A 25,438-nucleotide genomic window follows, 5' to 3' on the forward strand; every position below is an offset into this window, starting at 1 on the left:
GCGTGTTCTCGCCGCCGCGCGGTCCGCGGTGCGCGACCATACGGAAGCGGAATCAGGCACCATCATCGGCGTCGCGCGTGAGAAGGGTTCTCGCCGGCCGTCGGCTCCGCGTCGACCGCCGCGGGCCTGGCAGGCGTTTCCCGTCGGCGGGCGCCACGGCGCGCTGCGCGGGTCGCGGTGCCCGACACCGGCAACGCGCACAACCTCAAGAGCAGCGGCCCGCAGAAGGAAGCACCGAGACGGAAAGAGGACGGACGTGTCCGCCAGCGAAAGCGAGAATCCGGCAATCTCCTCCCCGACCCCCACACCGACTCGCCCCAAGACGAACCGGGACTGGTGGCCGAACCAGCTGGACCTTCAGGTTCTCCACCAGCACTCGTCCCGCTCCAATCCCCTGGGCGAGGACTTCGACTACGCGAAGGAGTTCGCGACCCTCGACCTCGATGCCCTGAAGCAGGACGTCTTCGCGGTGATGACCGCGTCCCAGGACTGGTGGCCGGCCGACTACGGTCACTACGGGCCGCTCTTCATCCGGATGAGTTGGCATGCCGCGGGCACGTACCGCATCGCCGACGGCCGGGGCGGGGGCGGCTCCGGTGCTCAGCGCTTCGCCCCCCTCAACAGTTGGCCGGACAACGCGAGCCTCGACAAGGCACGCCGTCTGCTCTGGCCGGTGAAGCGGAAGTACGGCCGGAAGATCTCCTGGGCCGATCTTCTGGTCTTCGCCGGCAACTGCGCCATGGAGTCGATGGGTTTCAAGACGTTCGGGTTCGGCTTCGGGCGGGAGGACATCTGGGAAGCCGAGGAGATCTTCTGGGGTCCCGAGGACACATGGCTCGGAGATGAGCGGTACAGCGACGACAGGGCGCTCGCCAGTCCTTTCGGCGCCGTGCAGATGGGCCTGATCTACGTCAACCCGGAGGGGCCCAACGGCAACCCGGATCCCCTGGCCGCCGCCAGGGACATTCGCGAGACGTTCGGGCGGATGGCGATGAACGACGAGGAGACGGTCGCGCTCATCGTCGGCGGCCATACGTTCGGCAAGTGTCACGGCGCGGTCGACCCCAGGTACGTCGGCCCGGAACCCGAGGCCAGCCCCCTGGAACAGCAGGGCCTCGGCTGGCGGAACACCTACGGCAGCGGCAAGGGCGCCGACGCGCTCACCAGTGGGCTCGAGGGCGCGTGGACCACCGAGCCGACGCGGTGGGACAACGGTTACCTGGACAACCTGTTCAGGTACGACTGGGAGCTGACGACGAGCCCCGCGGGTGCGAAGCAGTGGACTCCCACGGACCCGTCGGCCCAGGGCACCGTGCCTGACGCTCACGACCCGTCGAAGAGTCACGCTCCCATGATGCTGACGACGGACCTCGCGCTGCGGATGGACCCGATCTACGGGCCGATCGCCAGGAGGTTCCACGAGAACCCGGAAGAGCTCGCGCTGGCCTTCGCCAAGGCGTGGTACAAGCTGCTGCACCGCGACATGGGCCCCATCCCGCGGTACCTCGGTCCGTGGGTCCCCGAGCCGCAGCTGTGGCAGGACCCCGTACCCGCGGTCGATCACGAGCTGGTCGCGGACGAGGACATCGCCGACCTCAAGCGCAGGATCCTCGCCTCGGGGCTCTCCATCGCCCAGTTGGTCACCACCGCGTGGGCGGCGGCGGCCAGCTTCCGCGGCACCGACAAGCGCGGCGGGGCCAACGGAGCACGGATCCGGCTCGCGCCGCAGAAGGACTGGGAGGTCAACGACCTGCCCGAGGTCGTCGAGACCCTGCGGACCCTCGAACGGCTCCAGCAGGACTTCAACGGCTCGCAGGCCGGCGGAAAGAAGGTGTCCCTCGCCGACCTGATCGTCCTGGGCGGATGCGCGGCCGTCGAACAAGCCGCCAAGAACGCGGGCCACGACATCACCGTCCCGTTCGCCCCGGGGCGCACGGACGCCTCGCAGGAGCAGACCGACGTGGAGTCGTTCTCCGTGCTCGAACCCCGGGCGGACGGGTTCCGCAACTACCTTCGGGCGGGAGAGCAGCTGTCGCCGGAGACTCTCCTCCTGGACCGCGCCAACCTGTTGTCACTGACCGCTCCCGAGATGACGGTTCTGATCGGCGGCATGCGGGCCCTGAACACCGGCTTCCGGCGTTCCCCGCACGGCGCCCTCACCCATCGCCCGGAGGCGTTGACCAACGACTTCTTCGTCAACCTGCTCGACATGGGCACGACGTGGAAGGCGGCGACTTCGTCTGAGAACGTGTTCGAGGGTCGGGATCGCGCCACGGACGAGGTCAAGTGGACCGCCACCGCCGTGGACCTCGTCTTCGGTTCGCACTCACAGCTCCGAGCCGTCTCGGAGGTCTACGCGTCCGAGGACGCGGAAGAGAAGTTCGTGCGTGACTTCGTGGCCGCGTGGGACAAGGTCATGAACCTCGATCGGTTCGACCTCCGCTGAGCCCACTGTCCCGGTCGGCCGCGTATCGACCGACCGGGACATCCGCGGGGCATGAGGTCACGACGGCGAGGGGAGAGTGTGATCTGAATCACACCCCATCATGGGCGGGTGACAGACCGCGCAATAGATCACACCTTGTATCCCGTATGCCGGAAATCCGCCGTGCGATCGGTGAGAACGGATCCGGAAAGTCCCCGTCCCATACCCATCCGACGAACCGGACTCTGGTGCGTCCATGGGGGCTCTTCTAATCTGTTGCGCACTTCACGGGGACTCGGGGGGAGGAAGCGTGAATGTCGGCTCCTGTCAGGGATCATTCTCCGCGCGATGATGGAATCACTCAGACCCGGCAACGACTCCAAGAGGACCTGGCCCGGGTCAGAGAATCACTCCGCTCCCTGGTGAATCCGCCGGACCACCGGATACAGGGGCCGGTCATGTATGCCGTGGAGCATACCGGGCGCCTTCTCAGACCGACTCTCGTGCTGCTTTCCTCGTATTTCCTGGAGTCCGAAAGGAGCGGCTCCACGCACCAGCGCGTCATCGAGGGAGCCGCGGTCGTGGAGACGCTGCACATCGCCACGCTCTACCACGACGACCTGATCGACGAGGCGCAGGTGAGGCGTGGAAGACCCAGCGTCAACGCGAAATTCGGCGACGCCATCGCGCTGCTCGCCGGCGATTACCTCCTCGCGCGCTGCATGCAGACCGCGGCGTCGCTCGGCGCGTCCCGCATGACGGCCATGGCGGAGACGCTCGTCGACATGTGCGTGGGGCAGATGCTCGAATCGAGCCAGCTCTACGACCCCCTCCGCACCGAACAGGACTACTTCACCGCCATCTCGGGCAAGACCGCGCGCCTTCTGCGGACGGCAGCCACGATGGGAGCCCTGCAGTCGGGCACGAGCGGGGACGCCCAGCAGGCACTGGAGAGTTTCGGACACAACCTCGGCATGGCGTTCCAGATCTGGGACGACATTCTCGACATCTGTAGCCGGGAAACGGGAAAGCAGCCGGCGAAAGACATCATCAACGGCGTCTACACGCTCCCGGTGATCTATGCCGTCGAAGACGACCGGGACCGCCTGCTCGCGGCCCTGCGCGACCAGCCGCTTTCCACCGAGCGGTGCCAGGAGGTGATTTCCGTCGTACGGGAATCCGGCGCTATCAGCCGGGCCGCGGACGTGGCCCAACGCCATATCGTCGACGCCCTGTCCGCCATAGAATCCCATCCGGGAACCGCGCGACACGCCCCGTTCACCCGACAATGCCTGCGCGACCTCGTCGACACCTTCGCCTCCCAGCATCCCGCTCTCCGTGACCTCCGCGACACACCTTCCACAACAGACGCCCTGCCTTCGCCAACGCGCCAGAGAACGCGACATGTGACCGGACCGTGAACCGGCCAGGAGAGTTGACGGGTGAATTCCGGAGGGTGGTCAGTGTCAGGAATCCGAAGCGATTTCATCACCGATTACGACGATCTCGCCGACACATGGTGGGATCCTCGAGGACCGCTCGCCCCGCTGGGCTGGATCGCGCGTGCCCGCGCCGACTTCGTTCCGGTCGCCGACCACGACCGTGCGCGGCTGCTGGATATCGCCTGCGGGGGCGGGCTGTTCGGTCCCCACCTCGCGGGCAAGGGCTATCGCGTCTTCGGCGTGGATCTGTCGGCCCTGTCGCTGAGGGAGGCGACCCGCCACGGGTTCGACGCGGTCGCCAGGGCGGACATGGCCCGACTTCCGTTCGCCGACGAGTCGTTCGACGTCGTCACGGCGGGGCAGTGCCTCGAACACGTACCGGACCCCTTCGCGGTGGTGACGGAGGCGTGCCGGGTGCTGCGCCCCGGGGGCACGTTGGTCGTCGACACCATCGCGGACACCAGAGTGGCCCGGCTGGTCGCCATCACCCTCGCCGAGAACGCGCCCCTGCCCGGCAGACCTCCCCGCGGCACCCACGACCACCGGCTCTTCGTCAACCGAGAGCGGCTGACCCGCACCGCGAGGTCGCAGGGCGTGGAGCTGAGACTGTTCGGCCTGCGGCCGCACCTGCGTGACGGGCTCCGCTATCTGGCCAGACGACGCGAACGGGTTCGCATGATCCGCACCAGGTCCACCGGCGTTCTCTATCTCGGCGTGGGGGAGAAATGGTGACCGCCGCGGAACCGCCGGCCGCCGGGCGCGCCGTGCGCAACTGGCTGGTCGGCGCCCGACTGAAGACCCTGCCCGTCACCCTGGCGCCGATCCTGGTGGGCATGGGGACCGCCGCCTCGCTGGGGCGGATCAGCTGGTGGCGTACCGCCCTCACCCTGGTGTTCGCCCTGGGCTTCGTGCTCGGCACGAACTTCTTCAACGACTACAGCGACGGGGTGCGGGGGGCCGACGACCACCGGGTGGGCCCCGTCCGGCTGGTCGGCTCCGGGCTGGCCTCGCCCCGACAGGTCCTGCGCTCCGGCATCGTTCTGTATGGTGTCGCGGCCCTGGCCGCGGCGGTCATGGCCGTGACGATCTCCTGGTGGCTGTTGGCACTCGCGGTGGTGTGCGCGCTCGGCGGCTGGTTCTACACCGGCGGCTCCCGGCCCTACGGCTACCGCTCACTCGGCGACGTCAGCATCTTCCTCTTCCACGGTGTGATCGCCGTCTGCGCCACGGCCTACATCCAGCTCGGCCGGGTGCCCCTGCTCGCTCTGGGGGCGTCCGTGCCGATCGGACTGCTCGCCTGCGCGCTGCTGACGACGAACAATCTGCGCGACATACCGACCGACACGGCGGCAGGGAAGATCACCGTCGCCGTGCGTCTGGGCGACCGGCGCACCCGCGTGTACTACGTGCTCTGCGTCGCGGTGGCCTTCGCCTCCGCGCTGGCGCTCGCGGCCGGGCGGCCCTGGGTGCTGCTCGTGCTCGGCGCCGTCCCGTGCGCCGTCCTCCCGGTGCGCCGGGTTCTGGGCGGGGCGCGCGGAGGCGAGCTGATACCTGTGCTGGAGCACACATGTGTGCTTCTGCTGGTGTTCGGGGTCCTGTTGGCGACCGGTGTCGCGCTGTGACCGGCCGGGGAGGGGAAGCGCGGGAGACACCCGAACACGAGGTGCTGGTGATCGGTGCCGGATTCTCCGGGATCGGCGCGGCGATCGGGCTGCTGCGGGCCGGCATCGAGAACTTCCTGGTGTTGGACGAGCAGGACGACGTCGGCGGCTCATGGCACGCCAACCGGTATCCCGGGATCGCCGTGGACATCAGCGCCTTCTCCTACTCCTTCGCCTTCGAACCCTTCGCCTCCTGGTCGCGGGCCTTCCCTCCCGGCGAGGAGCTCAGGGCGTACGCGCACCACTGTGTCCGCGCGTACGGTCTGCGGCCCCGGCTCCGGCTGAACGCCCGGGTCGTGCGGGCCGAGTACCACGAGACGGAGCATGTCTGGGAGGTCTTCCTGGCGGACGGCACCTTGACGACCGCGCGGTTCGTCATCTGCGCCACCGGGTGGCTCACCAAGCCGAAGGCGCCTGACATCGAGGGGTTCGACCGGTTCGTGGGCACCGTCGTGCACACGGCGCGATGGGATCCTTCGCTGGATCTCACCGGGCGGCGCGTGGGAGTGATCGGCACCGGCGCCTCGGCGATCCAACTGGTGCCCGAGATCGCCCCGGTGGTGGAGCGGCTCCATGTGTACCAGCGCACGCCCACCTGGATCTTCCCGAAGCCCGATCTGCCGTTGCCCGAGGCGGTCCGCGCGTTGTTCGGGGCGGCCCCGTGGACCCAGCGCGCCATCCGGCTGCTCACGGACACCGTGACGGAACTCAGCTTCGTCATCGCCATGATCCATTACCGACGGTTCCCCTTCCTGGTGTGGGGCGGGGAGGCGTTCTCCCGGCTCTATCTGCGCACCCAGGTCAGAGGAGACCGCGACCTGATGGACAGGCTCGCGCCCCGCTATCGCCTCGGGTGCAAGCGGCCGTCGTTCGGCAAGGGGTACTGGCGCACCTTCACCCGTGACAACGTGCGGCTCGTCACCGAACCCATCGAGCGGATCACCGAGACCGGGATCGTGACGGCGGACGGCGGCGAGCAGCGGTTCGACGTGTTGATCCTCGCCACCGGGTTCCGCGTCCTGGACAACCTGCCGCCCTTCCCCCTGCACGGCCTGGACGGCCGGGAGCTGAGGGAGTTCTGGAGGACCGAGCGCTTCCAGACGTACGAGGGCAGTTCGGTCAAGAGCTTCCCGAACCTCTGGTTCATCGTCGGGCCGTACTCCTTCACCGGAGGGTCCTGGTTCGGCATGATCGACTACCAGGTCACCCATGCGCTGCGGGTGATCGGGGAGGCGCGGCGGCGGCGGGCCACGCAGGCCGTCGTCCGGCCCGAGAAGCACGACAGGTCCTTCCACCGGACGCTGCGTCGGCAGCGGAACACGGTCTTCTTCCACGACAGTTGCCGGACCGCGAACAGTTACTACTTCGACGAGCGCGGCGACGCACCCGCTGTCCGCCCGGCGTCGACCTATGAGGCGGCCTGGCGAGCCAGGCATTTCGACCTCGACGACTACCGCTACGACCGGGTCCGATCCGGAGCCGCCCCATGACCGGACCGGACCTGGCCCCTGGAGGCCGATGCCATGCGACTGGGTGAGGTGCGGGGCAGGGACCGCGCGCTCTGCGTTCTCTACGGGCTTTTCGCCCTCGGCGGCTGCCTCGTCATGGGAACGATGGCCGTCGTCTTCGTCGTACGCAACGCCGACGCCGGACCGCTCGGCGTCGTCGAGAACTTCCTGGACGACGCGACACGCACGTCGGCATCCCGGTTCATCTACGCGGACCTGGTGCTGATCTGGGCGGCGCTCGGGGCGTTCATGATCAGCGAGGCGCGGCGGTTCGGCATCCGGCATGTGTGGGCGTACATCGTCGGCGCCCCGGTGCTGGCGCTGATCGTGAGTTTCTCCGTCTTCATGTGCGTCCGCCAGGTGAAGATCGCGGCGTTGAACGGCGCGGGCGCCGCGTCCGGCCCCACGGCCACGACCACCGCCCCGGCGGCGACGCGAGGGACGCGGCGATGACTCCGCGGATCGCGCTCGCCCCACCCGTCGCGGCCGCCCCGGCCGCTGATCAGTCGCTCACCACGACGGAGGTGACCGTGTGAACGGCAGGATCGCTCTGGTGACCGGAGCGGCCGGCGGCATCGGAGCGGCCGTGGTCCGCCTGCTCGCCGAGGAGGGCACCACGGTGGTCGGCGTCGACCTGGACCCCGACCGGCTGTCCGCCATGGTCGACAAGCTCACCGCCGACGGACTGTCCGTACGAGGCCACGCGGCGGACGTCGCCTCGGCCGTCGACGTCGAGGGGGTGGTGGACACGGTGGAACGGGAGACGGGACCGGTCGACTACCTGGTGAACGCGGCCGGGGTGCTCCGGCTCGGCGAGGCCCGACACCTCAGCGACGAGGACTGGCACACGACCTTCGCGGTCAACACCACCGGCGTCTTCCTCATGTCCCGGGCGGTGACCAACCGCATGATCCCCCGCCGGCAGGGAGCTCTCGTCACCGTCGCGTCGAACGCCGCGGGCATCGCCCGTACCCGGATGGCCGCGTACGCCGCGTCCAAGGCCGCGGCGACCGCCTTCACCCGATGCCTCGGTCTGGAGGTCGCGCGGCACAACATCCGCTGCAACGTCGTCGCCCCCGGCTCCACCGACACCCCGATGCTGCACGGCATGCACCCCGACGGTGACACGGCCGCCGCCTCCGTCGCCGGCAGCCCGGCCGCCTTCCGGACCGGCATCCCGCTGGGCAGGGTGGCGCGTCCACGGGATGTCGCCCACGCCGTCCGCTTCCTGCTCTCCGAGGAGGCCGCCCAGGTCACCCTGCACGCGCTCACCGTCGACGGAGGGGCGACCCTCGGCGCCCCGATGTAGTCGCGCTCCCCCGACCCGGCCACCGCAGCCGGCACAGCACGAAAGGACCGACCATCACATGTCCGGCATACCTTCCATCGAGCCCTACCCCCTGCCCCTGCCGGACGACATCCCCGCGCCGGTCGTCGCCTGGCGGGCCGACCCGCGGCGTGCCGTGCTGCTCGTCCACGACATGCAGGAGTACTTCCTCAGGCCGTTCCCGCGCGACGCCTCACCCGGCGCCCCCCTCATCCGCAACACGGCACTGCTGCGGCAGCGCTGCGCCGGCCTCGGTGTCCCGGTCGCCTTCACCGCCCAGCCCGGCGGGATGACACCGCGGCAGCGGGGTCTGCTGGCCGACTTCTGGGGCGCCGGCATGCGCACGTCCCCGCAGGACAACCGGATCGTCGCGCCCCTCGAACCCGCCCCCGACGACTGGCGGCTCACCAAGTGGCGCTACAGCGCCTTCTTCCACACGGACCTGCTGGAGCGGATGCGGGCCACCGGCCGCGACCAACTCGTGCTGTGCGGCGTCTACGCGCACGTCGGTGTGCTCATGACCGCGGTGGACGCTTTCACCCACGACATCCAGCCGTTCCTGGTGGCCGACGCCGTCGCCGACTTCTCCGCCGACCACCACCGGCTCGCCCTGGAGTACGCCGCCCAGCGGTGCGCCGCCGTCGTCACCACGGTGTCCCTGTGCGACACCCTGGCCGCCGGGACGGCACAGGAGGCGCGGTGACCGGAAAACCCCCGCCCGCGGCGGGGACGGACGCCCCCGACGACACCCGTGACCCGCTGGCCCGCGTGCTGGACGGCTCCGCGCCCGCCTTCGCCCTGTTGCACCGCCCGCAGGCCACCACCCCGGACACCGTCGAGGTGCTGCTGGCCGAAACAGCCCACTGCGCCACCCTGTCGGACCTGCCGCAACCGGCGCACCCCTGCCCCCACGGCGGACCCGAACTGCTCGCCCTGATCCCGTACCGGCAGATCACCGAACGGGGGTTCACCGCCCACGACGACGGTGAGCCACTGATCGCGATGACGGTCACCCACCACCAGACCCTGCCGCTCGCCGAGATCCTCCCGCGGCTGCCGAACGAACCGGTCAAGATCGACCAGCACGGTTTCGACGTCTCCGACCAGGCGTACGCGGACATCGTGCGGCGCGTGATCGCCGAGGAGATCGGCGCCGGCCAGGGCTCGAACTTCGTGATCAAGCGCACCTTCACCGCGTGGCTGCCGGGCTTCTCGGCGGCCGGCGCCCTCTCGTTCTACCGTCGACTCCTGGAGCGGGAGAGGGGCGCCTACTGGACGTTCCTCGTGCACACCGGCGACCGCGTCCTGCTGGGCGCGACCCCCGAGCGGCACATCAGCGTGCGCGAGGGCACCGCGGTCATGAACCCGATCAGCGGCACGTACTGCTATCCCCCGGGCGGTCCCACGCTCGACGGCGTGCTCTCCTTCCTGACGGACCAGAAGGAAACCGACGAGCTGTACATGGTCGTCGACGAGGAACTGAAGATGATGGCCCGGATCTGCCGCTCCGGCGGACGCCTGATCGGCCCGTACCTCAAGGAGATGGCGCACCTCGCGCACACCGAGTACCTCATCGAGGGACACACCGACCGCGACGTGCGCGAGGTCCTTCGAGAGACGCTTCTCGCCCCGACGGTGACCGGATCGCCGCTGGAGAACGCCACCAGGGTGATCAGCCGTCACGAGCCGGCCGGACGCGGCTACTACAGCGGGGTCGCCGCCCTCGTCGGGAGGGACGCGGGCGGCAGTCGGACCCTCGACTCCGCCATCCTGATCCGCACGGCCGACATCACAGCCGACGGTCATCTGCGGATCGGTGTCGGGTCGACGCTGGTGCGCCACTCCGACCCCGAGGCCGAGGCGCGGGAGACCTGGGCGAAGGCCTCGGGGCTGCTCGCCGCGCACGCCGAGCCCGCGCACGCCGAGCCCGCGCCCACCCGCTTCGCCACCCACCCCGCCGTCAGGGCCGCGCTGGCGGGCCGCAACGCCCGCGTCGCGGGGTTCTGGCTGGACAGGCCGGACGACACAGACCGCGCCACGGCCGAGCTGGCGGGGCGCCGGGTCCTCGTGGTCGACGCCGAGGACTCCTTCACGGCCATGCTCGCGCACCAGGTCCGCTCCCTGGGCATGGCGGTGAGCGTGCGCCGGTTCGACGCGGGCTACGACACGGCGGCGTACGACCTGGTGGTCCTGGGGCCGGGGCCGGGCGACCCCGGCCGACGACGAGACCCCAAGATCGCGCGCCTGAGGTCGGCGGTGTGCCGGCTGCTGGCCGAGAGGCGCCCGTTCCTGGCCGTGTGTCTGAGCCACCAGGTGCTGTGCGCGCTGCTCGGCCTCTCTCTGGTCCGCCGCGGCATCCCCCACCAGGGCGTGCAGCGCGAGATCGACCTGTTCGGCCGGCGCGAGCGGGTGGCCTTCTACAACACGTACACGGCATGTGCGGGGCGGGACGTCATCGAGCACCCCGACGCCGGCCGGGTGACGCTGAGCAGGGACCCGGACAGCGGTGAGGTCCACGCCCTGCGCGCGCGGCGTCTGGCCTCGGTGCAGTTCCACGCGGAGTCCGTACTGACCCAGGGCGGCCCCCGGATCATCGGTTCGCTGCTCACCCAGGTGCTGCGCCCGCACGAGCCCTGTCCACCGGCACCGATCGGCGGCACCGGCCGAGAAGGGACACGCCCGGCGACATGACCCACGCACTCATCGCAGGCGGCGGCATCGGCGGCCTCGCCACCGCTCTCGCCCTCGCGCGAGGCGGTCACCACGTCACCGTCCTGGAACGCGAGGACGTCTTCGCCGAGATCGGCGCGGGCATCCAGCTCGCCCCGAACGCCTTCCACGCCCTGAACCTCCTGGGCCTGGGGCAGGAGGTACGCGCGCGGGCGGTGTTCGTCGACGAACTCCGGCTGATGGACGGCATGACCGGCGAGAAGCTCGTGGCCATGCCGCTCACCGAACGGTACCGGCGGCGCTTCGGCAACCCCTACGCCGTGGTGCACCGCCGTGACCTCCACACCCCGCTGCTCTCGGCATGCCGGGCCGACGACGGCATCGAACTCGTCGCCGGTGCGTCCGTGGACGGGTACGTCCAGGACGCGGCACGGGTGACCGTGACGACGGCGGACGGCCGGACGTTCGGCGGCGACCTGCTCGTGGGGGCCGACGGCATCCGCTCGACCGTCCGCGCGCGCCTGGTCGGCGACGGCGCCCCCCGGGTCTGCGGCCACACCATCTACCGCTCGGTGATACCGATCGAGAAGGTGCCGCGGCGGCTGCGGTGGAACGCGGTGACCCTGTGGGCCGGCCCCGCCTGGCACTTCGTCCACTACATCATCGGCGGCGGCAGGTATCTCAACCTCGCCGCGATCCTGGACGACGGCGCCCGCGAGCCCGTGTCGGGACGTCCGACGCGGCGGGATGTCGTCCGTGGCCGCTTCCCGGACCTGGGCGACACCGCCGGGTTGCTGCTGGGGTTGGGCGAGCAGTGGCGGCAGTGGGTGCTGTGCGACCGGGATCCGGTCGACATCTGGACCGACGGTCGGGTCGCGTTGATGGGCGACGCGGCCCACCCGATGCTCCAGTACGCCGCCCAGGGTGCGTGCCAGGCGCTGGAGGACGCCGTCGCCCTGGGCGACGTCCTCGCCGAGGCCGCCGCCGCCGACGACGTGGCGCGACGCCTGGAGACATACAACGCCGCGCGGCGCGAGCGGACCGCGCGGACCCAACTGCTGGCCAGGGAGATGGGCACACAGCTCTACCACCCCGCGGGAGGCAGGGCGCGGGAGCGCAACGCGATGCTGCGTTCGCTCACCGAGGACGACCTCTACGACAAGGTGTCCTGGCTGCACGGCGCCAAGGACTTCGCCCGGGCGGAACGTTGCTGACCGCACCGGCCGTCGGCCCGGCCGAGCGGGCACGCGGCGTCGGAACCACCGAACGGGCAGTCTCACCGCGAGAGAGGGATGGCACCTCATGGGCTCAGCCACGGACAGCCGCGTGGAGAAGTCGATCGCACGAGCCGCCGAGGCGTTGTTCGCGTCACAGCGCTCCTCCGGGTCCTGGCCGAACCGGCGGCCCACCTCCGTGATGGGGACGGCCGGTGCGCTGACCGCTCTCCACCTCGCCGACCGCGAGCGCTCTCAGGACCTCGTCGACGGGGGAGTCCAGTGGCTGCTGGGCGCCCAGAACGCCGACGGTGGCTGGGGCGGCAGCGTCGGCACCGCCACCCAGGTGGTGCCGACCGTGATCGCGGCCACCGCCCTGCGGATGGCCGCTCCGCACCGTACGGGAGAGTCCGTGCGGCGGGCCATGGACCTGGTGGCGTCACACGGCGGTGTGGAGGCACTCCCCGATCCGGGGATGACCCACGTCACCTCCGCGTTCCTCGCGCTGGCAGAGCTCAGGGACATGCGGGATCTGCGGCGCGTGCCGCTGGAGGTGTTCCTGCTGCCCCCATGGCTCTGGCGTAGGCGACTGTCCTTCAGCGTGCCCCTCCTCGTCGCGCTCGCGTTCATCCAGCGGCCCCACAGCCGGCCGAGAGGACTCCTGGGCATGCTGGCCCGGCCGGCCGGTCGGGCCGGGCTCCGCGCGCTCCAGCAGGTGGAGATCGCGGAGACCCGGCGGGGCGGCTACGGCGGGGACAACTGGCTGGCGTCGGCGGTGTGCGTCGGTCTGAGCCGCGCCGAGGAAGCCCCGCGCCGGGCGACCCTGGACGTGGTCGACTACCTTCGCTCGAACGTGCACGCGGACGGTTCCTGGCACCTCATCCAGGGCCTCGATCTGATCGGCAGCGCCTACGTCACGCGCGGCCTGGCGGAGGCCGGGTACGCCGACGACCCGCGACTGGTACGGGCGAGGACGTGGCTGCGCGGTTGCCAGCAGGACGAGGCGTCGCCGGTCTTCGACGCTCCCGCCGGCGGGTGGAGCTGGGAAGGTCCCCGCGGGTGGCCGAACTTCCTCGACACCGCGGTCGTGTTGTCCGCCCTCACGGCCGGCGGCGTCGAGGAGCCGGACGAGCAACTGCGTCACGGGCTGCGCTGGCTGGAGTCACGGCAGGACCGCAAGGGCTCCTGGGGGACCTTCATCCCCGACACCGCGTTCCCGAACGACGGCCCCTGTCCCTACGCGACCGCGCAGTGCGTCGACGTTCTGGCCGAGAACGGGACCCGCCGAGACGACCCCCGGATCCGCAGGGCCGTGAACTGGCTGCTCGCCCGGCAACGGACGGACGGCACATACGAGGCCCTGTGGTACCGGGGGCTCACCCCGGGGACCGCCATGGCGCTCGTGGCCTTCAGCCGCGTCGGCCTCGCCGACCACCCGGTGGCCAGGCGCGCCCGCGACGCCCTGGTGCGCGCCCAGCTCGGCGACGGGTCGTGGGGGCCCGGGAGGAAGGGCAGGTTGGGCGACGATCCCTCGACGGGAACCGTCGAGGAGACCGCGTGGGCCCTGCGCGCACTGCTCGCCTCCGGCATGCCGGCCGACGACCCGCGAGCGCGGCGAGCGGCGGACTGGATCGCGTCCGCGCAGCAGCCCGACGGCCTGTGGCGGCCGAGCCCGGTCCATATGTACATACGCGACCTGACGTACTACGTGGACGGTCTGATCGTCCAGGGACTCGCCCTGAAGGCCCTGGGGCGCTACCGGGCCGCGCTGGCCGGAGAACCGTCGGAAGGGCGGGAGGTCTCGTGACGAGGGGACACACGGCGCCCGGTTCCGCGACGGCGGACGTGGTGGTCTGCGGGTCCGGCGTCGCCGGTCTGGCCGCGGCCTGCGCTCTGGGCCGGCTCGGCCTGGACGTCACCCTGTTGGAGAAGAAGAAGCGGCAGCCTCCGGTCGCCAAGGGCGAGATCCTCCAGCCCGGTTCCCTGGACACCCTCCAGGAGTGGGGCGTACTCCCGGCCCTCGAAGCCAGAGGGGCGGTCCGCCTCAAGCGGCTCGTCGCCAGACAGGCCGACGGCGCCGAGCTGTTGGCGATGGACTTCGGAACGCTCCGCTGCGCGTGGCCCTGGATGCTGTCCCACGACCACACGACGATCCTGGAGTGCCTGGCGGAGTCGCTCGGCGCGTCGGTGCGCTGGCGGCGTGGGGTGCTGGTCAGAGACGTCCTCACGGACGCCCACGGCCGCGTCGTCGGCGTACGGGCCGCGGACGGTGCGCACGGGTACGACATCCGTGCCCGACTCGTGGTGGCCGCCGACGGGATGTCCTCGCGCCTGCGCCGGCTGGCCGGAATGACCGCCGATCCCGTCGCCTACGGTCACAAGCTGCTGACGCTCGAGCTCTCGGGCACGGCGGCGCGGGCCGACGAGGCATCCGCCTACCTCACCGAGCGTGGGCTGGTCCTGGTCTATCCGCTGCCTGACGGGCGGACGCGCGTCTACGTCCAGGTGAAGGCGGACGAGCTCAGGAAGGCGGACCACACGCGGCTCCAGCGGTGGTGCGACGAACTCCTCGCGGCGGTGCCCGCGCTCGACCCGCTCGCCGTGCTGGTGAAGGACAGCCTGGACCGACGACAGCTGCTGCCGGTCTGGCGGTACCGGGCCCCCTCTCTCGTACGGCCGGGGATCGTGCTGGTCGGTGAGGCGGCCCACGGTGTCCATCCCCTGGCGGCCCAGGGGATGAACACGGCCATCGGCGACGCCCGAGCGCTCGCGGCCCGACTGGCCACCGTCCACGTCCGGGAAGAGGCGACGCTCGACGACGCGATGCGTGCCTACGAGGCGGAACGCATGAGTCGGATCCGGGACATCCACTTCATGAGCCACGACGCCGCACGCCTGATGACCGGCACGTCACCGGGCGTCAGGATGCTGAACCGGCACCTGCTGGTCAGGACCGCCAAGAGCGCGCGTCTGCGCTACCTGACCACATACAACGTGTCGGGTGTCGGGATGCGTCCGCTGGGCGCGGTCGACCGGCTCGTCCAGCTCGGCGTCCTGCCCGCCCGCGGACGACTCCCCCGGCCCGGCCCTGCCCCGGAGTGACCCCCGGCGGGTGCGGTTCGTCGTCGGCTCACACCTCGGGGACCCCCGTCTCCTTCAGCTCGCCGTCGACCAGCCGCAGCCACCGGTTCACGCCGATCCCCTGGAGGAACCGCTCGTCGTGGCTGACCACCACGAAGGCCCCCTGGTAGGAGTTGAGGGCGCTCTCCAACTGGGCCGCGCTGACCAGGTCGAGGTTGTTCGTCGGCTCGTCCAGGAGCAGCAGGTGCGGGGCCGGCTCCGCGCACAGCACGCAGGCCAGGGTGGCGCGCAGCCGCTCGCCGCCGGAGAGCACCCCGACGGGCAGATGGGCGCGGGCGCCCCGGAAGAGGAAGCGGGCGAGCAGGTTCATCCGCTCGGCCTCCGGCCGCCCCGGGGCGCGCTCGGCGAGGTTCTCGGCGACCGTACGGTCCAGGTCCAGCAGGTCGAGGCGCTGCGAGAGGTAGGCGATGCGTCCGTCGGCCCGCTTGATCCCGCCGCTCACGGGGGCCAGGTCGCCGTTGAGCAGACGCAGCAGTGTGCTCTTCCCGGCACCGTTGGAGCCGGTCAGCGCGATGCGTTCGGGGCCCCGGATGGCCAGGTCGACACCGTGACCGGCGAACACGTCGCGGTCGCCGAGCCGGACGCGGAGCCGTTCGCCGAGGAACAGGTTGCGTCCGGCGGGCACGTGGGTGTCCGGCAGGTCCAGCGTGATGCGCTGCTCCTCGCGCAGTGCGCGCCCGGCCTCGTCCAGCCGGGCCTTCGCCTCGCTGACCCGGCCGGCGTGCACCTGCCCCGCCCGTCCCGCGGCCTGCTGCGCGCCCCGCTTCATGTTGCCGGCGAAGATGCGCGGCAGACCGGCGTTCTTCAGGTTGCGGGCGGCGTTGCTCTGCCGGCGTTCGGCGCGCTCGCGGGCCTGCTGCATCTCCCGCTTCTCTCGCTTCAGCTCCTGTTCGGCGCTGCGGACGTTCTTCTCGGCGACCTCCTGCTCGGCCCGCACGGCCTCCTCGTACTCGGTGAAGTTGCCGCCGTGGAAGCGGAGTTCGCCGCGGTCGAGTTCGGCGATGCGTTCCATGCGGTCGAGCAGGGCGCGATCGTGGCTGACCAGGAGCAGACAGCCGGTGAAGTCCTCCAGCGCGTCGTAGAGCCTGTGCCGGGCGTCGAGGTCGAGGTTGTTGGTGGGCTCGTCGAGCAGCAGCACATGGGGCCGCCTCAGCAACTGGGCGGCCAGGCCGAGGGAGATGACCTGGCCGCCGCTGAGCGTGGCCAGACCGCGGTCCAGGGCGAGGTCGGCCAGGCCAAGGCGGTCCAGCTGGGCACGGGTGCGTTCCTCGATGTCCCAGTCGTCGCCGATGGTCGCGAAGTGCCGCTCGTCGACGTCCCCGGACTCCACGGCGTCGATGGCCTGGATGATCGCGGCGACGCCCAGCACCTCGGCGACGGTGAGATCGCCGGCTAGGGGGAGGCTCTGCGGGAGGTAGCCGAGGGTGCCGGCCACCGAGATCGACCCCGTACCCGGCCGCAGTTCCCCGGCGATGAGCTTGAGCAGCGCGCTCTTGCCGGTGCCGTTGGGCGCGACGAGGCCGGTGCGGCCGGGGCCGAGGGTGAAGGACAGGTCCTGGAAGACGGGGGTGTCGTCGGGCCAGGTGAAGGACAGGTTCGAGCAGACGACGGAAGCGTCGGACATGGCGGTGACCTCGCGGGGAGGGGGCAGGGACGGCACGTGCGCCCCGGCGGCGGACAAGGGGAAGGACGGCACGACGGCGAGGCCACGTCGACGGTGCTTCCGCGCACCGGCCGGTGGCCTGTCGGGTCCGGGTATCACCCGGAGATGTCGTCGTCCACCACCATGTCTGGGCTCCTCAACAAACGATCATCGTCCGCACCAGTCTAACGGCAGGGGCGTCGGGCGGGCACACGCGGCCACGACGCCGACGCGGAAGCGGTCGCGACAGGCCACCCGCCGCCGATGGCCGTCCCGATGGTAGGTCAATCGGGTCGTAGGCGATGTGCGTCCAACAGACTGTCATAGCGAGGCAGTCGCGCAGAGCTGACCACTCCCCCCATAGCCCGTACGTAAAGTGACGCTCGGTCACACACGGTGTGTGGCTGCGGTGTGCTGCCGGTGCCCACGGCATGTCCGGCCATGGCCGCCCTTCCTGCTGAAACGAGGCATTCGTGAGCACAGACGAGGGCAAGCAGACCGGGCCGCGGAGTGGTCCGGTACCCGACAGGGCCTGGCCGCGGCCGGGGGCCTGGCTGCGGCTGGTGATGGCGGTCCTGGCCATGCTGGCGGCGCTGCCCCTGCCGACCGCCACCGCGTCCCCGACACGGGCGGCCGCCCCCGCGCCGAACGCCTACGTCGTCAACGCCGACTCGAACAACGTGTCGGTGGTCGACACGGCCACGAACACCGTCACCACCACCATCCCCGTCGGCACCACTCCCCTCAGCGTGGCCGTCACCCCCGACAACACCCGCGCCTATGTCACCAACGGCAACTCGAACAACGTGTCGGTGATCGACACGACCACGAACACCGTCATCGCCACCATCCCCGTCGGCGCCAACCCGGCCGATGTGGCCATCACTCCGAACGGTGCCCGCGCCTACGTCACCAACCAGGCCTCGAACAACGTGTCGGTGATCGACACGGCCACCAACACCGTCATCGCCACCATCCCCGTCGGCACCAACCCGTTCGGCGTGGCCATCACCCCGGACGGCACCCGCGCCTACGTCGCCAACCGCAACTCGACCACGGTGTCGGTGATCGACACAGCCACGAACACGGTCACGACCACCGTCGCCGTCGGCAGCGGCACGGTCGGCGTGGCCATCACCCCGGACGGCACCCGCGCCTACGTCACCAGCGAGGGCCCGGACACGGTGGCGGTGATCGACACGGCCACCAACACCGTCATCGCCACCATCCCCGTCGGCAGCAACCCGTTCGGCGTGGCCATCACCCCGGACGGCACCCGCGCCTACGTCACCAACAGCGGCTCGAACACGGTCTCGGTGATCGACACAGCCACGAACACGGTCACCACCACCATCCCCGTCGGTGCCCTCCCGGTCAGTGTGGCCATCACCCCCGACGGCACCCGCGCCTATGTCGCCAACGGCGGCTCGACCACGGTCTCGGTGATCGACACAGCCACGAACACGGTCACCACCACCATCCCCGTCGGCAGCGCCCCGTTCGACGTGGCCTTCGCCACGCCGCCGCCCCCTCCCTCCCTGACCCTCACCAAGATCCACAGCGGCGGCTTCAACCGCGGGCGGTCGGGCACCTACACGCTCACGGTCGGCAACAACGGCAGCGGTCCGACCGATGGCACCACCGTCACCGTCCAGGACACCCTGCCCAAGGGCCTCACTCCCACCGCGATCAGCGGCACCGGATGGGACTGCAGCCTGGCCACGCTGACCTGTACCCGCGACGACGCCCTCGCTCCCGGGGACAGCTACCCGCCGATCACGCTCACGGTCAAGGTGTCCTGTAAGGCCGCCCAGCAGGTCACGAACACGGCCACGGTCACCGGAGGCGGCAGCGCCCCCGACACCACCACGCACACCACCACGATCAGGCACGACAGGCGCTGCGAGAGGCCGCACCACGACGACGACCACCACGACCACCACGACAAGGACGACAAGCACGACCACGTCAGGAAGTAGCACCCCGGAGGGGTCGGCCTGGTGCATGCACAGGGGCGGCCGCCGTTCCCGGCGCGGGTCGGGAACGGCGCGGGTCGGGAACGGCGCGATAGCGGTACCCGGTGCTTCGGAAGCCGTCGGAGGGTCGCATTCCGCCCTTGATAACCTGGCGCGTGCCTGTCAAAGAAGGCGCTCAACTCGCTCAACCCAGGTATGCAATCGGGGGATTTGACGTATGAAGCCCAGTCGTGTCCGTGCTGTCGCCATGGCCGCAATCGCCGTGATCGCCCTCTCGGGAGTGACCGGCTGCGATGGCGGCAAGAAGCGCCGTTCCGGCGGATCGGGCGACGACTTCGCCGCATCCGGCGGGCTGGGGAACCCCGACGGGGTGTCCGGTGGCGGGGGCCAGACGGCCGGGGCCACGACCGGCGGCACCACGACGGACGGGACCACCACCGGCGGCACCACCACCGGCGGGGTCGCCACGACGCCGCCGACGGGTCCGCTGAGCACGACGCCGGCCAAGGACGACATCGCCATCACCGCCTGCGACTTCGACTTCGCGGGCGACCGGTCGTCCGCGACCATCACCATCACCAACGGCAACTCGCGGGGCCAGGCGAGCTACGACGGCACGGTCGAGATCGTCGACGGGAACGGCCAGTCCCTGGACGGCCTGCTCTTCGACGTGAGCGGTGTGCCCGCCGGTCAGTCCCGGACCAAGTCCCTGTCGGCCGAGATCAGCATCCGGCCGTCCTCCGCGCCCGCCACCTTCCGGTGCCAGCTGGGCCAGGTCTGGAAGGCGATCGCCCTCTGAGGGACGTGCGCCCGCCGACCGATCGCGCCGTCCGCGGCCGGGGCCCCGGCCCCCGGGACGGCGCGATCGGTCAGCCGCGTGTGTCGAGCGGGACGTGCAGCGAGAGGTGCGCGGACAGGGCGCGGAGGAAGTCCGGGGCGTCGAAGACCGCCCCGGCGGAGACGACGCCGGTGGTCCTGGTGCGGCCGGTGAGGACGCGGTCGACGGCCTCCACCGCGAGCGGCGCGCTGACGGCGTAGATGTCCTGTCCGGCGGCGACAAGGCGGCGTTCGGCGCCGCCGGAGCTGACGCGGACGTCGACGACGAAGGTCTGCGCGGAGCGGCCGAGTTCGTCGACGGCGGTCGGTGCCGAGGCGTCGGGAGCGAACAGGTCCCCGGCCGCCTTCGCGGTCATGTAGGTGCGCACCTCCGGGACGGCCAGGTGGCTGGGAACGGTGACGACGTCGGCCATGGTGAACTCTCCGATGACGCTCTGGGGGCCGAGCGGAGCGGGGAAGGGCCACTCCAGGGTCGGCAGGGCGTCGTCGTGGTACGCCAGCCGTCCGCCGGTGTAGCGGACACGGCGGCCGCCCCGTCGCCGCCCCGAGACCGCGCCCGCGGCGAGCGTTCCGGCGGTGGGGTGCCAACTGCTCAGGCCGTAGGCGATGTGCGCCTCGTCCGCGGCGGTCCAGTCGCCCATCGCGGTGGTGACCAGCAGGTCGCCGAGGCCGCCGAAGAAGGCCATCGCCGGGACCACCACGGCGCCCGCGGCGCGGGCGCGCTCCGCGAAGTGGGCGAACGTGTCGAGGTTCGCCTCGATCTCGGCCGCCACGTCGACATACGGGATGCCGGCGCGCAGTGCCGCCTCGACCAGCGGGGCGGCGGTCGTGGCGAACGGCCCGGCGCAGTTGATGACGGCGGCCGCGCCGTTCAGCGCGCGGTCGAGCGAGGCCGGATCGTCGACCGACGCCTGCCGCACCTCAAGCCCGGGTTGGTCCTGCGCCAGCGCCAGCAGCTTGTCCTGGTCACGACCGAGGAGCAGCGGGACGTACCCGCGCTCGCGCAACTCCGCGACCACGAACCGCCCGGTGTGCCCGTAGGCGCCGAACACCGCCACGTTCCGACCCGATCCCATGTCTGCTCCCGTTGTGCTCGAAGTGCTCTGCTGCGGAGATCCTGTCCCCGGCGGCCCCTCGGTGCCCAGTGTCTGGAACGACAGGACCCGTACAATTCCCGACATGAGCTCTGTCCCGCGCTCCGTCGCGGTCGCCGCTACCGACGGGATGCTGCACTTCGAGCTGGCTCTGGCCTACGAGGTCTTCGGCTCCGCCCCGGCCGCCCTGCCAGGCCCCTGGTACGACGTCAGGGTGTGCGGCACGCACGCCGTCCGGGTCGGCCGGTTCCTGCTGGAGCCGGACTGCGGGCTCGACCGACTGGCGCAGGCCGACACCGTGATCGTCCCCGCCCTGGCCGACGTCGACCGGGACCCGCCGGCCGACCTCGTCGCGGCGGTGCGCGCGGCCCACGAGTCGGGCGCGCGGGTGGTCTCCCTGTGCACGGGCGTGTTCGTGCTCGCCGCCGCCGGTCTGCTGGACGGGCTGCGCGCGACCACGCACTGGGCCCACACCGAGGAGCTGGCCGCGCGCTATCCCCGGGTGAACGTCGATCCGGACGTGCTCTACGTCGACAACGGCAGCGTGCTCACCTCCGCGGGCAAGGCCGCGGCGATGGACCTGTGCCTGCATCTGGTCCGCCGCGACCACGGCTCGGCGGTCGCCAACGTGGTCGCCCGCCGTCTGGTGGTGCCGCCCCACCGGGCCGGTGGCCAGGCCCAGTTCGTCACCACACCGGTGCCCGCCCAGGACGACCACCCCCTGGCCGAGCTGTTCCCCTGGGTGATGCGGCGGCTGGACCAACCGCTCACCGTGGAGGACCTGGCCCGCCAGGCGAACATCAGCTCGCGCCACCTGACCCGCCACTTCCGCTCGGTCACCGGCACCACCCCGCTGCAATGGCTGCTGACGCAGCGGATCCGCCGTGCGCAGGAGCTGCTGGAGAACACGGACGACAGCGTCGACACCATCGCCTCGGCCGCGGGCATGGGCACGGCGACGACCCTGCGCCGCCACTTCCAGCGCACCCTCGGCGTACCGCCGGACGCCTACCGCCGCACGTTCCGGGCGTGAGACCGCGGGTCCCCGCCCCGACGGCTCCCGGCCGTCTCAGCGGCCGGAGCCCCCGCGTCAGCCTTACGGACCCTTCCAGAGGGCGCCGGCGCCTCACCGACCGTAGTGTGAGGCTCGGAACGGAAGCCGGCTCGGGAGACTCGGGAGTACGGAGCCGCCCGCGGCCGTGCTGTCTGCCCACGTCGGTAGGGGCGGAGGCGCGATGCTGCTGCGACCCTGGGGTGTGTACAGCCCCCAGGAGGACTCCTACCTGCTACGAGACGCCCTTGAGCAGGTGTCCGTGCCGCCCGGGGCTCGGGTGCTGGACGTGTGCACCGGCACCGGGCTGATCGCCGTGACGGCCGCGCGGCTCGGCGCGGGCGACGTACGGGCCGTCGACATCTCCTACCGCGCCGTGCTGACAGCGCGCTGCAACGCCTGGCTCAACCGCGCGGCCGTCCGTGTCCGGCGCGCCGACTTCCGTGACCACGCCCCCGGAGAGCGGTTCGACCTGATCACGGCCAACCCGCCCTACGTCCCCTGCCCCGAGCGGAACGTCCGGCGCCCTCGCGGGGGAGGTTCCCGCGACGCCGGACCGGACGGACGCCGGTACCTCGACCGGCTGTGCGCCATGGCTCCGCTGCTGCTCAACGAGACCGGCGTGCTCCTCGTGGTGCACTCCTCCGTGGCCGAGCCGCTCCGCACGCTGCGCACCCTGACCGCCGGTGGCCTGACCGCGTCCGTCGTCGCGCGGCGCGCCCAGCCCTTCGGCCCGCTGCTCAGCGCCCGCGCCGCGTGGATGGAGGACTCCGGGCTCATCGACCCCGGCCAACGCCACGAGGAGCTGGTCGTCATCCGCGGTGCCCGCGCCGTGCAGCGTGTCGACGCACCCGACGCCCCTGGGTCCGCCACGGGCTGACGTCACTCCCCTGGCCTCTCTCGCCCCGGAAGGCCATGACCGCGCGGCTCACCCCGCCTCCGCCCGGGCGGTCGTTCCCCAGGCGTCCATCAGGGCCCGGCGCAGTCGCTTCACCTGTCTCCGGTCGGTTCCGATGACGGCGTAGCGCCAGGTTCGGCCGTCGGCGGGTGCGTCCTCGTACAGCACCACGCCCGCGCCGGACTCCCGGGACCAGGCCAGTCCCGCGTCCCGCAGCAGTCGCAGGGCCTCGGCGAAGCCGAGTGCGAACCGGCTCTCGTGCTGGGCGAGCAGCCAGGCGGGGCGGTCCAGACCGGCGGCGCGAGCCAACCGGACGGCCATGACCCGGGGCGTGGTGGTGGCGGTGCGGCGGACGTTGGCCTCGATGGCGTACAGCCGGCCGTTCGCGGCGAGGACCGCGTCGATCCCATACGGCCCGGTGTAGCCGTGCCCGGACAGGTACCGTCCGAGCGCACCGCCCCATCGTTCGAGCTCCACCGCGCGGAACCGGTCGGCGGCCGCCAGCGGGGAGAGGTAGCCCGTGTAGCGGCCGCCGGAGGTGCGCATCTCGCCGCTGAAGACCGGTCGTGGCCCGTCCGGTGTCGCCTCCATCTGCACGCTGAGGGACCGGATCGCGTCCATGCACTGTTCCACCACCCACACGGTCGCCCGCTCCCCCGGCGAGGGCACGGGGTCCGTATCGGACAGGACCGCCAGACCGTGGCCGCCCGCGGAGCGGTCCGGCTTGAGGACGACGCGATCGTGCTCGGCCAGCAGAGCACCCACCGTCGCCGGGAGGTCTTCGCCGCCGCAGACCCGCCCGGGAGGCAGGGGCATCCCGAGCCTGGCCGCCGTACAGCGGAAGGCCCCTTTCGTGTTGAGCAGGTAGGCCACCTCCAGCGCCGCCCGCGGCGCGCCACGCGGCCCGTACGGGGCGATCGGGACGGCCAGCCGTGCGGCGAGATCGACCGTGGAGCGGTCCAGGGCGAGGGGCAGCAGCTGGATCCCGGGGCGCGCGACGACGAGCTCCCGAAGTGTGTCCGTCGCTCCGGCCCGGTGCACCGCGTCGGCCAGCGTTCCACCCGGCACGGGCGGGACGTGGAGCAGGGTGAGGGATTCGGGCGCCATGCCGAGCAGGTCGCAGGCGTAAGCCTGGAACGCGGCGCTCAGCGGGACGGGCGTGACCAGGACATCGCCCGGTCGCATCAGCCAGATCTTGCGCGGCGCCTGTTCCGCCCACCGTTCGAGCACATCGCGCGCCGCCAGGTCCACGGCCAGGTCGGAGTGGAAGTTCGCATAGAGGATGAGCGGGTCGCGGTGCTGCTGCTCCACCCTTCGAGGTCTACGCCGGTGCGGGCGAGGGCGCATCCCGGCGGCGAGCGGCGCGGGCCCCTCCTCGGGCCTGCGTCGCGGTGCCCTCGCACGACGGCTCGGCGTACGCGACGACGGCTCGGCGTAGATGACGACGGCTCGGCGTGGGTCCCGCCCAGCGGACCGCACCCACCGGAGTCGGTCCATCGCCTGGCGGAGTTATCGCCCCGGGTGATCGGGGAATGCGACAGTGCATGCGCGCTTCCGCGGCGAACCCGCTGTCCACCATCGACGCCATCGAGGACGCCGAGGTCCTCGACCGGGTCGCGAGCCCCCTCCGCGCGGGCGTCCGGGCCCTCCCCCTGGGGCGCGCGCGGGAGCTGCTGCGCGGCCGTTGGCAGGGGCACCCGTTGCATCCGACGCTGGTGCAGGCGCCCATCGGGTCCTGGAGCTCCGCCGCGCTGCTCGACCTGACGCGCGGCAACGAACGCGCGGCCCGGCTGCTGATCGCGGTGGGCCTGGTGACGGCCGCTCCGGCGGCCGTGGCGGGCGCGACGGACTTCGCGGACCAGTTCCCGGAGCAGGAACGGGTCGGGGTGGTGCACGCGGCGGCCAACACCGCGGCCGTCGTCCTCTACACCGCCTCCCTCATCGTCCGGCTCAGAGGCGGGCGCGGAAGGCTGCTGGGCTTCGCCGGGCTCGCCGCGGCCACCGCCGGCGGATTCCTCGGCGGACACCTCACCTTCCGGCAGGCCGCCGGCGTCAACCACAGCGAGGCCGTACCGCACCTGGTCGACGCGGGCTGGCACGCGGTCGGCGGCCCCGAGGAGTTCCCTCGCGGCCACATGGTGCGACGGATGGTCGGAGAGGTCCCGGTGCTGATCGTGCGGGACGCCGAGGGCACGGGCGAACTCCACGCGCTCGCCGACCGGTGCTCCCACCTGTCCGGCCCCCTCTCCGAGGGCGAGGTCGTCGACGGCTGCGTGGTCTGCCCCTGGCACGGGAGCACCTTCCGACTGGCCGACGGCGCCTGCGTGGCCGGACCGGCCACCGCCCCGCAGCCCTCCTTCGAGGTCCGGCTCAACGACGGCCTCGTGGAGGTACGCCTGCCGCAGGCACGGTGATCGGGGCCGCCCCGGCCGCTCGTCGCCTCCGGCAGGCGCCCGGTTGCGCGCCGGGGACTCCGGTCGCAGGGTGGCCCTGAGAGGCAGCCGACGACGGGACGGGGCCACAGTCATGACCCGACGGGCGAACGCTCCGCG

General features: G+C 71.6%; 20 protein-coding genes. 17 read left to right on the plus strand and 3 right to left on the minus strand.

The window, feature by feature from the left end; genetic code table 11:
- Positions 1-256 precede the first annotated feature (256 nt).
- The 12 genes from katG to LRS74_RS01280 all read left to right on the plus strand — a co-directional run bounded on the left by katG (position 257) and on the right by LRS74_RS01280 (position 15,349).
- Positions 257-2,446 (plus strand): catalase/peroxidase HPI, encoded by a 2,190-nt coding sequence (katG, locus tag LRS74_RS01225; protein WP_277739172.1) that lies wholly within the window; start codon positions 257-259, stop codon positions 2,444-2,446.
- Between the two features lie 293 nt (positions 2,447-2,739).
- Positions 2,740-3,846, plus strand: a complete 1,107-nt coding sequence (locus LRS74_RS01230; RefSeq protein WP_277739173.1) for a polyprenyl synthetase family protein — start codon at positions 2,740-2,742, stop codon at positions 3,844-3,846.
- A 42-nt stretch (positions 3,847-3,888) separates the two neighbouring features.
- A complete protein-coding gene (ubiG, locus tag LRS74_RS01235) occupies positions 3,889-4,599 on the plus strand; it encodes a bifunctional 2-polyprenyl-6-hydroxyphenol methylase/3-demethylubiquinol 3-O-methyltransferase UbiG (RefSeq protein WP_277739174.1) in 711 nt (236 codons plus the stop codon).
- The gene (locus tag LRS74_RS01240; protein WP_277739175.1) at positions 4,593-5,489 is read left to right on the plus strand and encodes a 1,4-dihydroxy-2-naphthoate polyprenyltransferase; all 897 of its coding nucleotides are present in this window, start codon (positions 4,593-4,595) and stop codon (positions 5,487-5,489) included. Before ubiG ends, LRS74_RS01240 begins: the two co-directional genes overlap by 7 nt.
- Positions 5,486-7,018: an NAD(P)/FAD-dependent oxidoreductase gene (locus LRS74_RS01245; RefSeq protein WP_277739176.1), complete on the plus strand. Its 1,533-nt coding sequence runs from the start codon at positions 5,486-5,488 to the stop codon at positions 7,016-7,018. The genes LRS74_RS01240 and LRS74_RS01245 overlap by 4 nt, the downstream gene beginning before the upstream one ends.
- A gap of 33 nt (positions 7,019-7,051) precedes the next feature.
- The gene (locus LRS74_RS01250) at positions 7,052-7,489 is read left to right on the plus strand and encodes a DUF2834 domain-containing protein (protein WP_277739177.1); all 438 of its coding nucleotides are present in this window, start codon (positions 7,052-7,054) and stop codon (positions 7,487-7,489) included.
- A gap of 79 nt (positions 7,490-7,568) precedes the next feature.
- Positions 7,569-8,345 (plus strand): 2,3-dihydro-2,3-dihydroxybenzoate dehydrogenase, encoded by a 777-nt coding sequence (locus LRS74_RS01255; protein WP_277739178.1) that lies wholly within the window; start codon positions 7,569-7,571, stop codon positions 8,343-8,345.
- Positions 8,346-8,403: 58 nt separating this feature from the next.
- Positions 8,404-9,066: an isochorismatase family protein gene (locus LRS74_RS01260; RefSeq protein ID WP_277739179.1), complete on the plus strand. Its 663-nt coding sequence runs from the start codon at positions 8,404-8,406 to the stop codon at positions 9,064-9,066.
- Complete coding sequence (locus LRS74_RS01265; protein ID WP_277739180.1) at positions 9,063-11,054, plus strand: anthranilate synthase family protein; 1,992 nt, start codon at positions 9,063-9,065, stop codon at positions 11,052-11,054. Before LRS74_RS01260 ends, LRS74_RS01265 begins: the two co-directional genes overlap by 4 nt.
- Positions 11,051-12,247 (plus strand): 3-hydroxybenzoate 6-monooxygenase, encoded by a 1,197-nt coding sequence (locus LRS74_RS01270; RefSeq protein WP_277739181.1) that lies wholly within the window; start codon positions 11,051-11,053, stop codon positions 12,245-12,247. Before LRS74_RS01265 ends, LRS74_RS01270 begins: the two co-directional genes overlap by 4 nt.
- An 88-nt stretch (positions 12,248-12,335) precedes the next feature.
- Positions 12,336-14,054, plus strand: a complete 1,719-nt coding sequence (locus LRS74_RS01275; RefSeq protein ID WP_277739182.1) for a prenyltransferase/squalene oxidase repeat-containing protein — start codon at positions 12,336-12,338, stop codon at positions 14,052-14,054.
- Positions 14,051-15,349, plus strand: coding sequence for an NAD(P)/FAD-dependent oxidoreductase (locus LRS74_RS01280; RefSeq protein WP_277739183.1), 1,299 nt, complete (start codon positions 14,051-14,053; stop codon positions 15,347-15,349). The genes LRS74_RS01275 and LRS74_RS01280 overlap by 4 nt, the downstream gene beginning before the upstream one ends.
- A gap of 28 nt (positions 15,350-15,377) precedes the next feature.
- Here the strand turns inward: LRS74_RS01280 and LRS74_RS01285 are convergent, their stop codons facing one another.
- Entirely contained in the window at positions 15,378-17,012 is a 1,635-nt protein-coding gene (locus LRS74_RS01285; RefSeq protein ID WP_277739184.1) for an ABC-F family ATP-binding cassette domain-containing protein, read from the minus strand.
- 491 nt (positions 17,013-17,503) lie between these two features.
- On the opposite strand from LRS74_RS01285, the gene LRS74_RS01290 reads away from it, so the two are divergent.
- Both LRS74_RS01290 and LRS74_RS01295 read left to right on the plus strand, forming a co-directional pair.
- Positions 17,504-19,009, plus strand: coding sequence for a beta-propeller fold lactonase family protein (locus LRS74_RS01290; protein WP_277739185.1), 1,506 nt, complete (start codon positions 17,504-17,506; stop codon positions 19,007-19,009).
- 244 nt (positions 19,010-19,253) lie between these two features.
- A complete protein-coding gene (locus tag LRS74_RS01295; protein WP_277739186.1) occupies positions 19,254-19,805 on the plus strand; it encodes a hypothetical protein in 552 nt (183 codons plus the stop codon).
- Between the two features lie 70 nt (positions 19,806-19,875).
- Here the strand turns inward: LRS74_RS01295 and LRS74_RS01300 are convergent, their stop codons facing one another.
- Positions 19,876-20,919 (minus strand): saccharopine dehydrogenase NADP-binding domain-containing protein, encoded by a 1,044-nt coding sequence (locus LRS74_RS01300; protein ID WP_277739187.1) that lies wholly within the window; start codon positions 20,917-20,919, stop codon positions 19,876-19,878.
- 103 nt (positions 20,920-21,022) lie between these two features.
- Between LRS74_RS01300 and LRS74_RS01305 the strand changes: the two genes are divergently transcribed.
- Positions 21,023-21,970 (plus strand): helix-turn-helix domain-containing protein, encoded by a 948-nt coding sequence (locus LRS74_RS01305; protein ID WP_277739188.1) that lies wholly within the window; start codon positions 21,023-21,025, stop codon positions 21,968-21,970.
- Positions 21,971-22,172: 202 nt separating this feature from the next.
- Positions 22,173-22,868, plus strand: a complete 696-nt coding sequence (locus tag LRS74_RS01310) for a HemK2/MTQ2 family protein methyltransferase (protein ID WP_277739189.1) — start codon at positions 22,173-22,175, stop codon at positions 22,866-22,868.
- A gap of 48 nt (positions 22,869-22,916) precedes the next feature.
- On the opposite strand, the gene LRS74_RS01315 is transcribed toward LRS74_RS01310, so the two are convergent.
- Positions 22,917-24,197, minus strand: coding sequence for a peptide ligase PGM1-related protein (locus LRS74_RS01315; protein ID WP_277739190.1), 1,281 nt, complete (start codon positions 24,195-24,197; stop codon positions 22,917-22,919).
- A gap of 233 nt (positions 24,198-24,430) precedes the next feature.
- Here LRS74_RS01315 and LRS74_RS01320 point away from each other — a divergent pair, with 233 nt between their 5' ends.
- Entirely contained in the window at positions 24,431-25,300 is an 870-nt protein-coding gene (locus LRS74_RS01320; protein WP_277739191.1) for a Rieske (2Fe-2S) protein, read from the plus strand.
- Positions 25,301-25,438 lie beyond the last annotated feature (138 nt).

Origin of the sequence: Streptomyces sp. LX-29 (genome assembly GCF_029541745.1) — a bacterium.
Classification (GTDB): domain Bacteria; phylum Actinomycetota; class Actinomycetes; order Streptomycetales; family Streptomycetaceae; genus Streptomyces.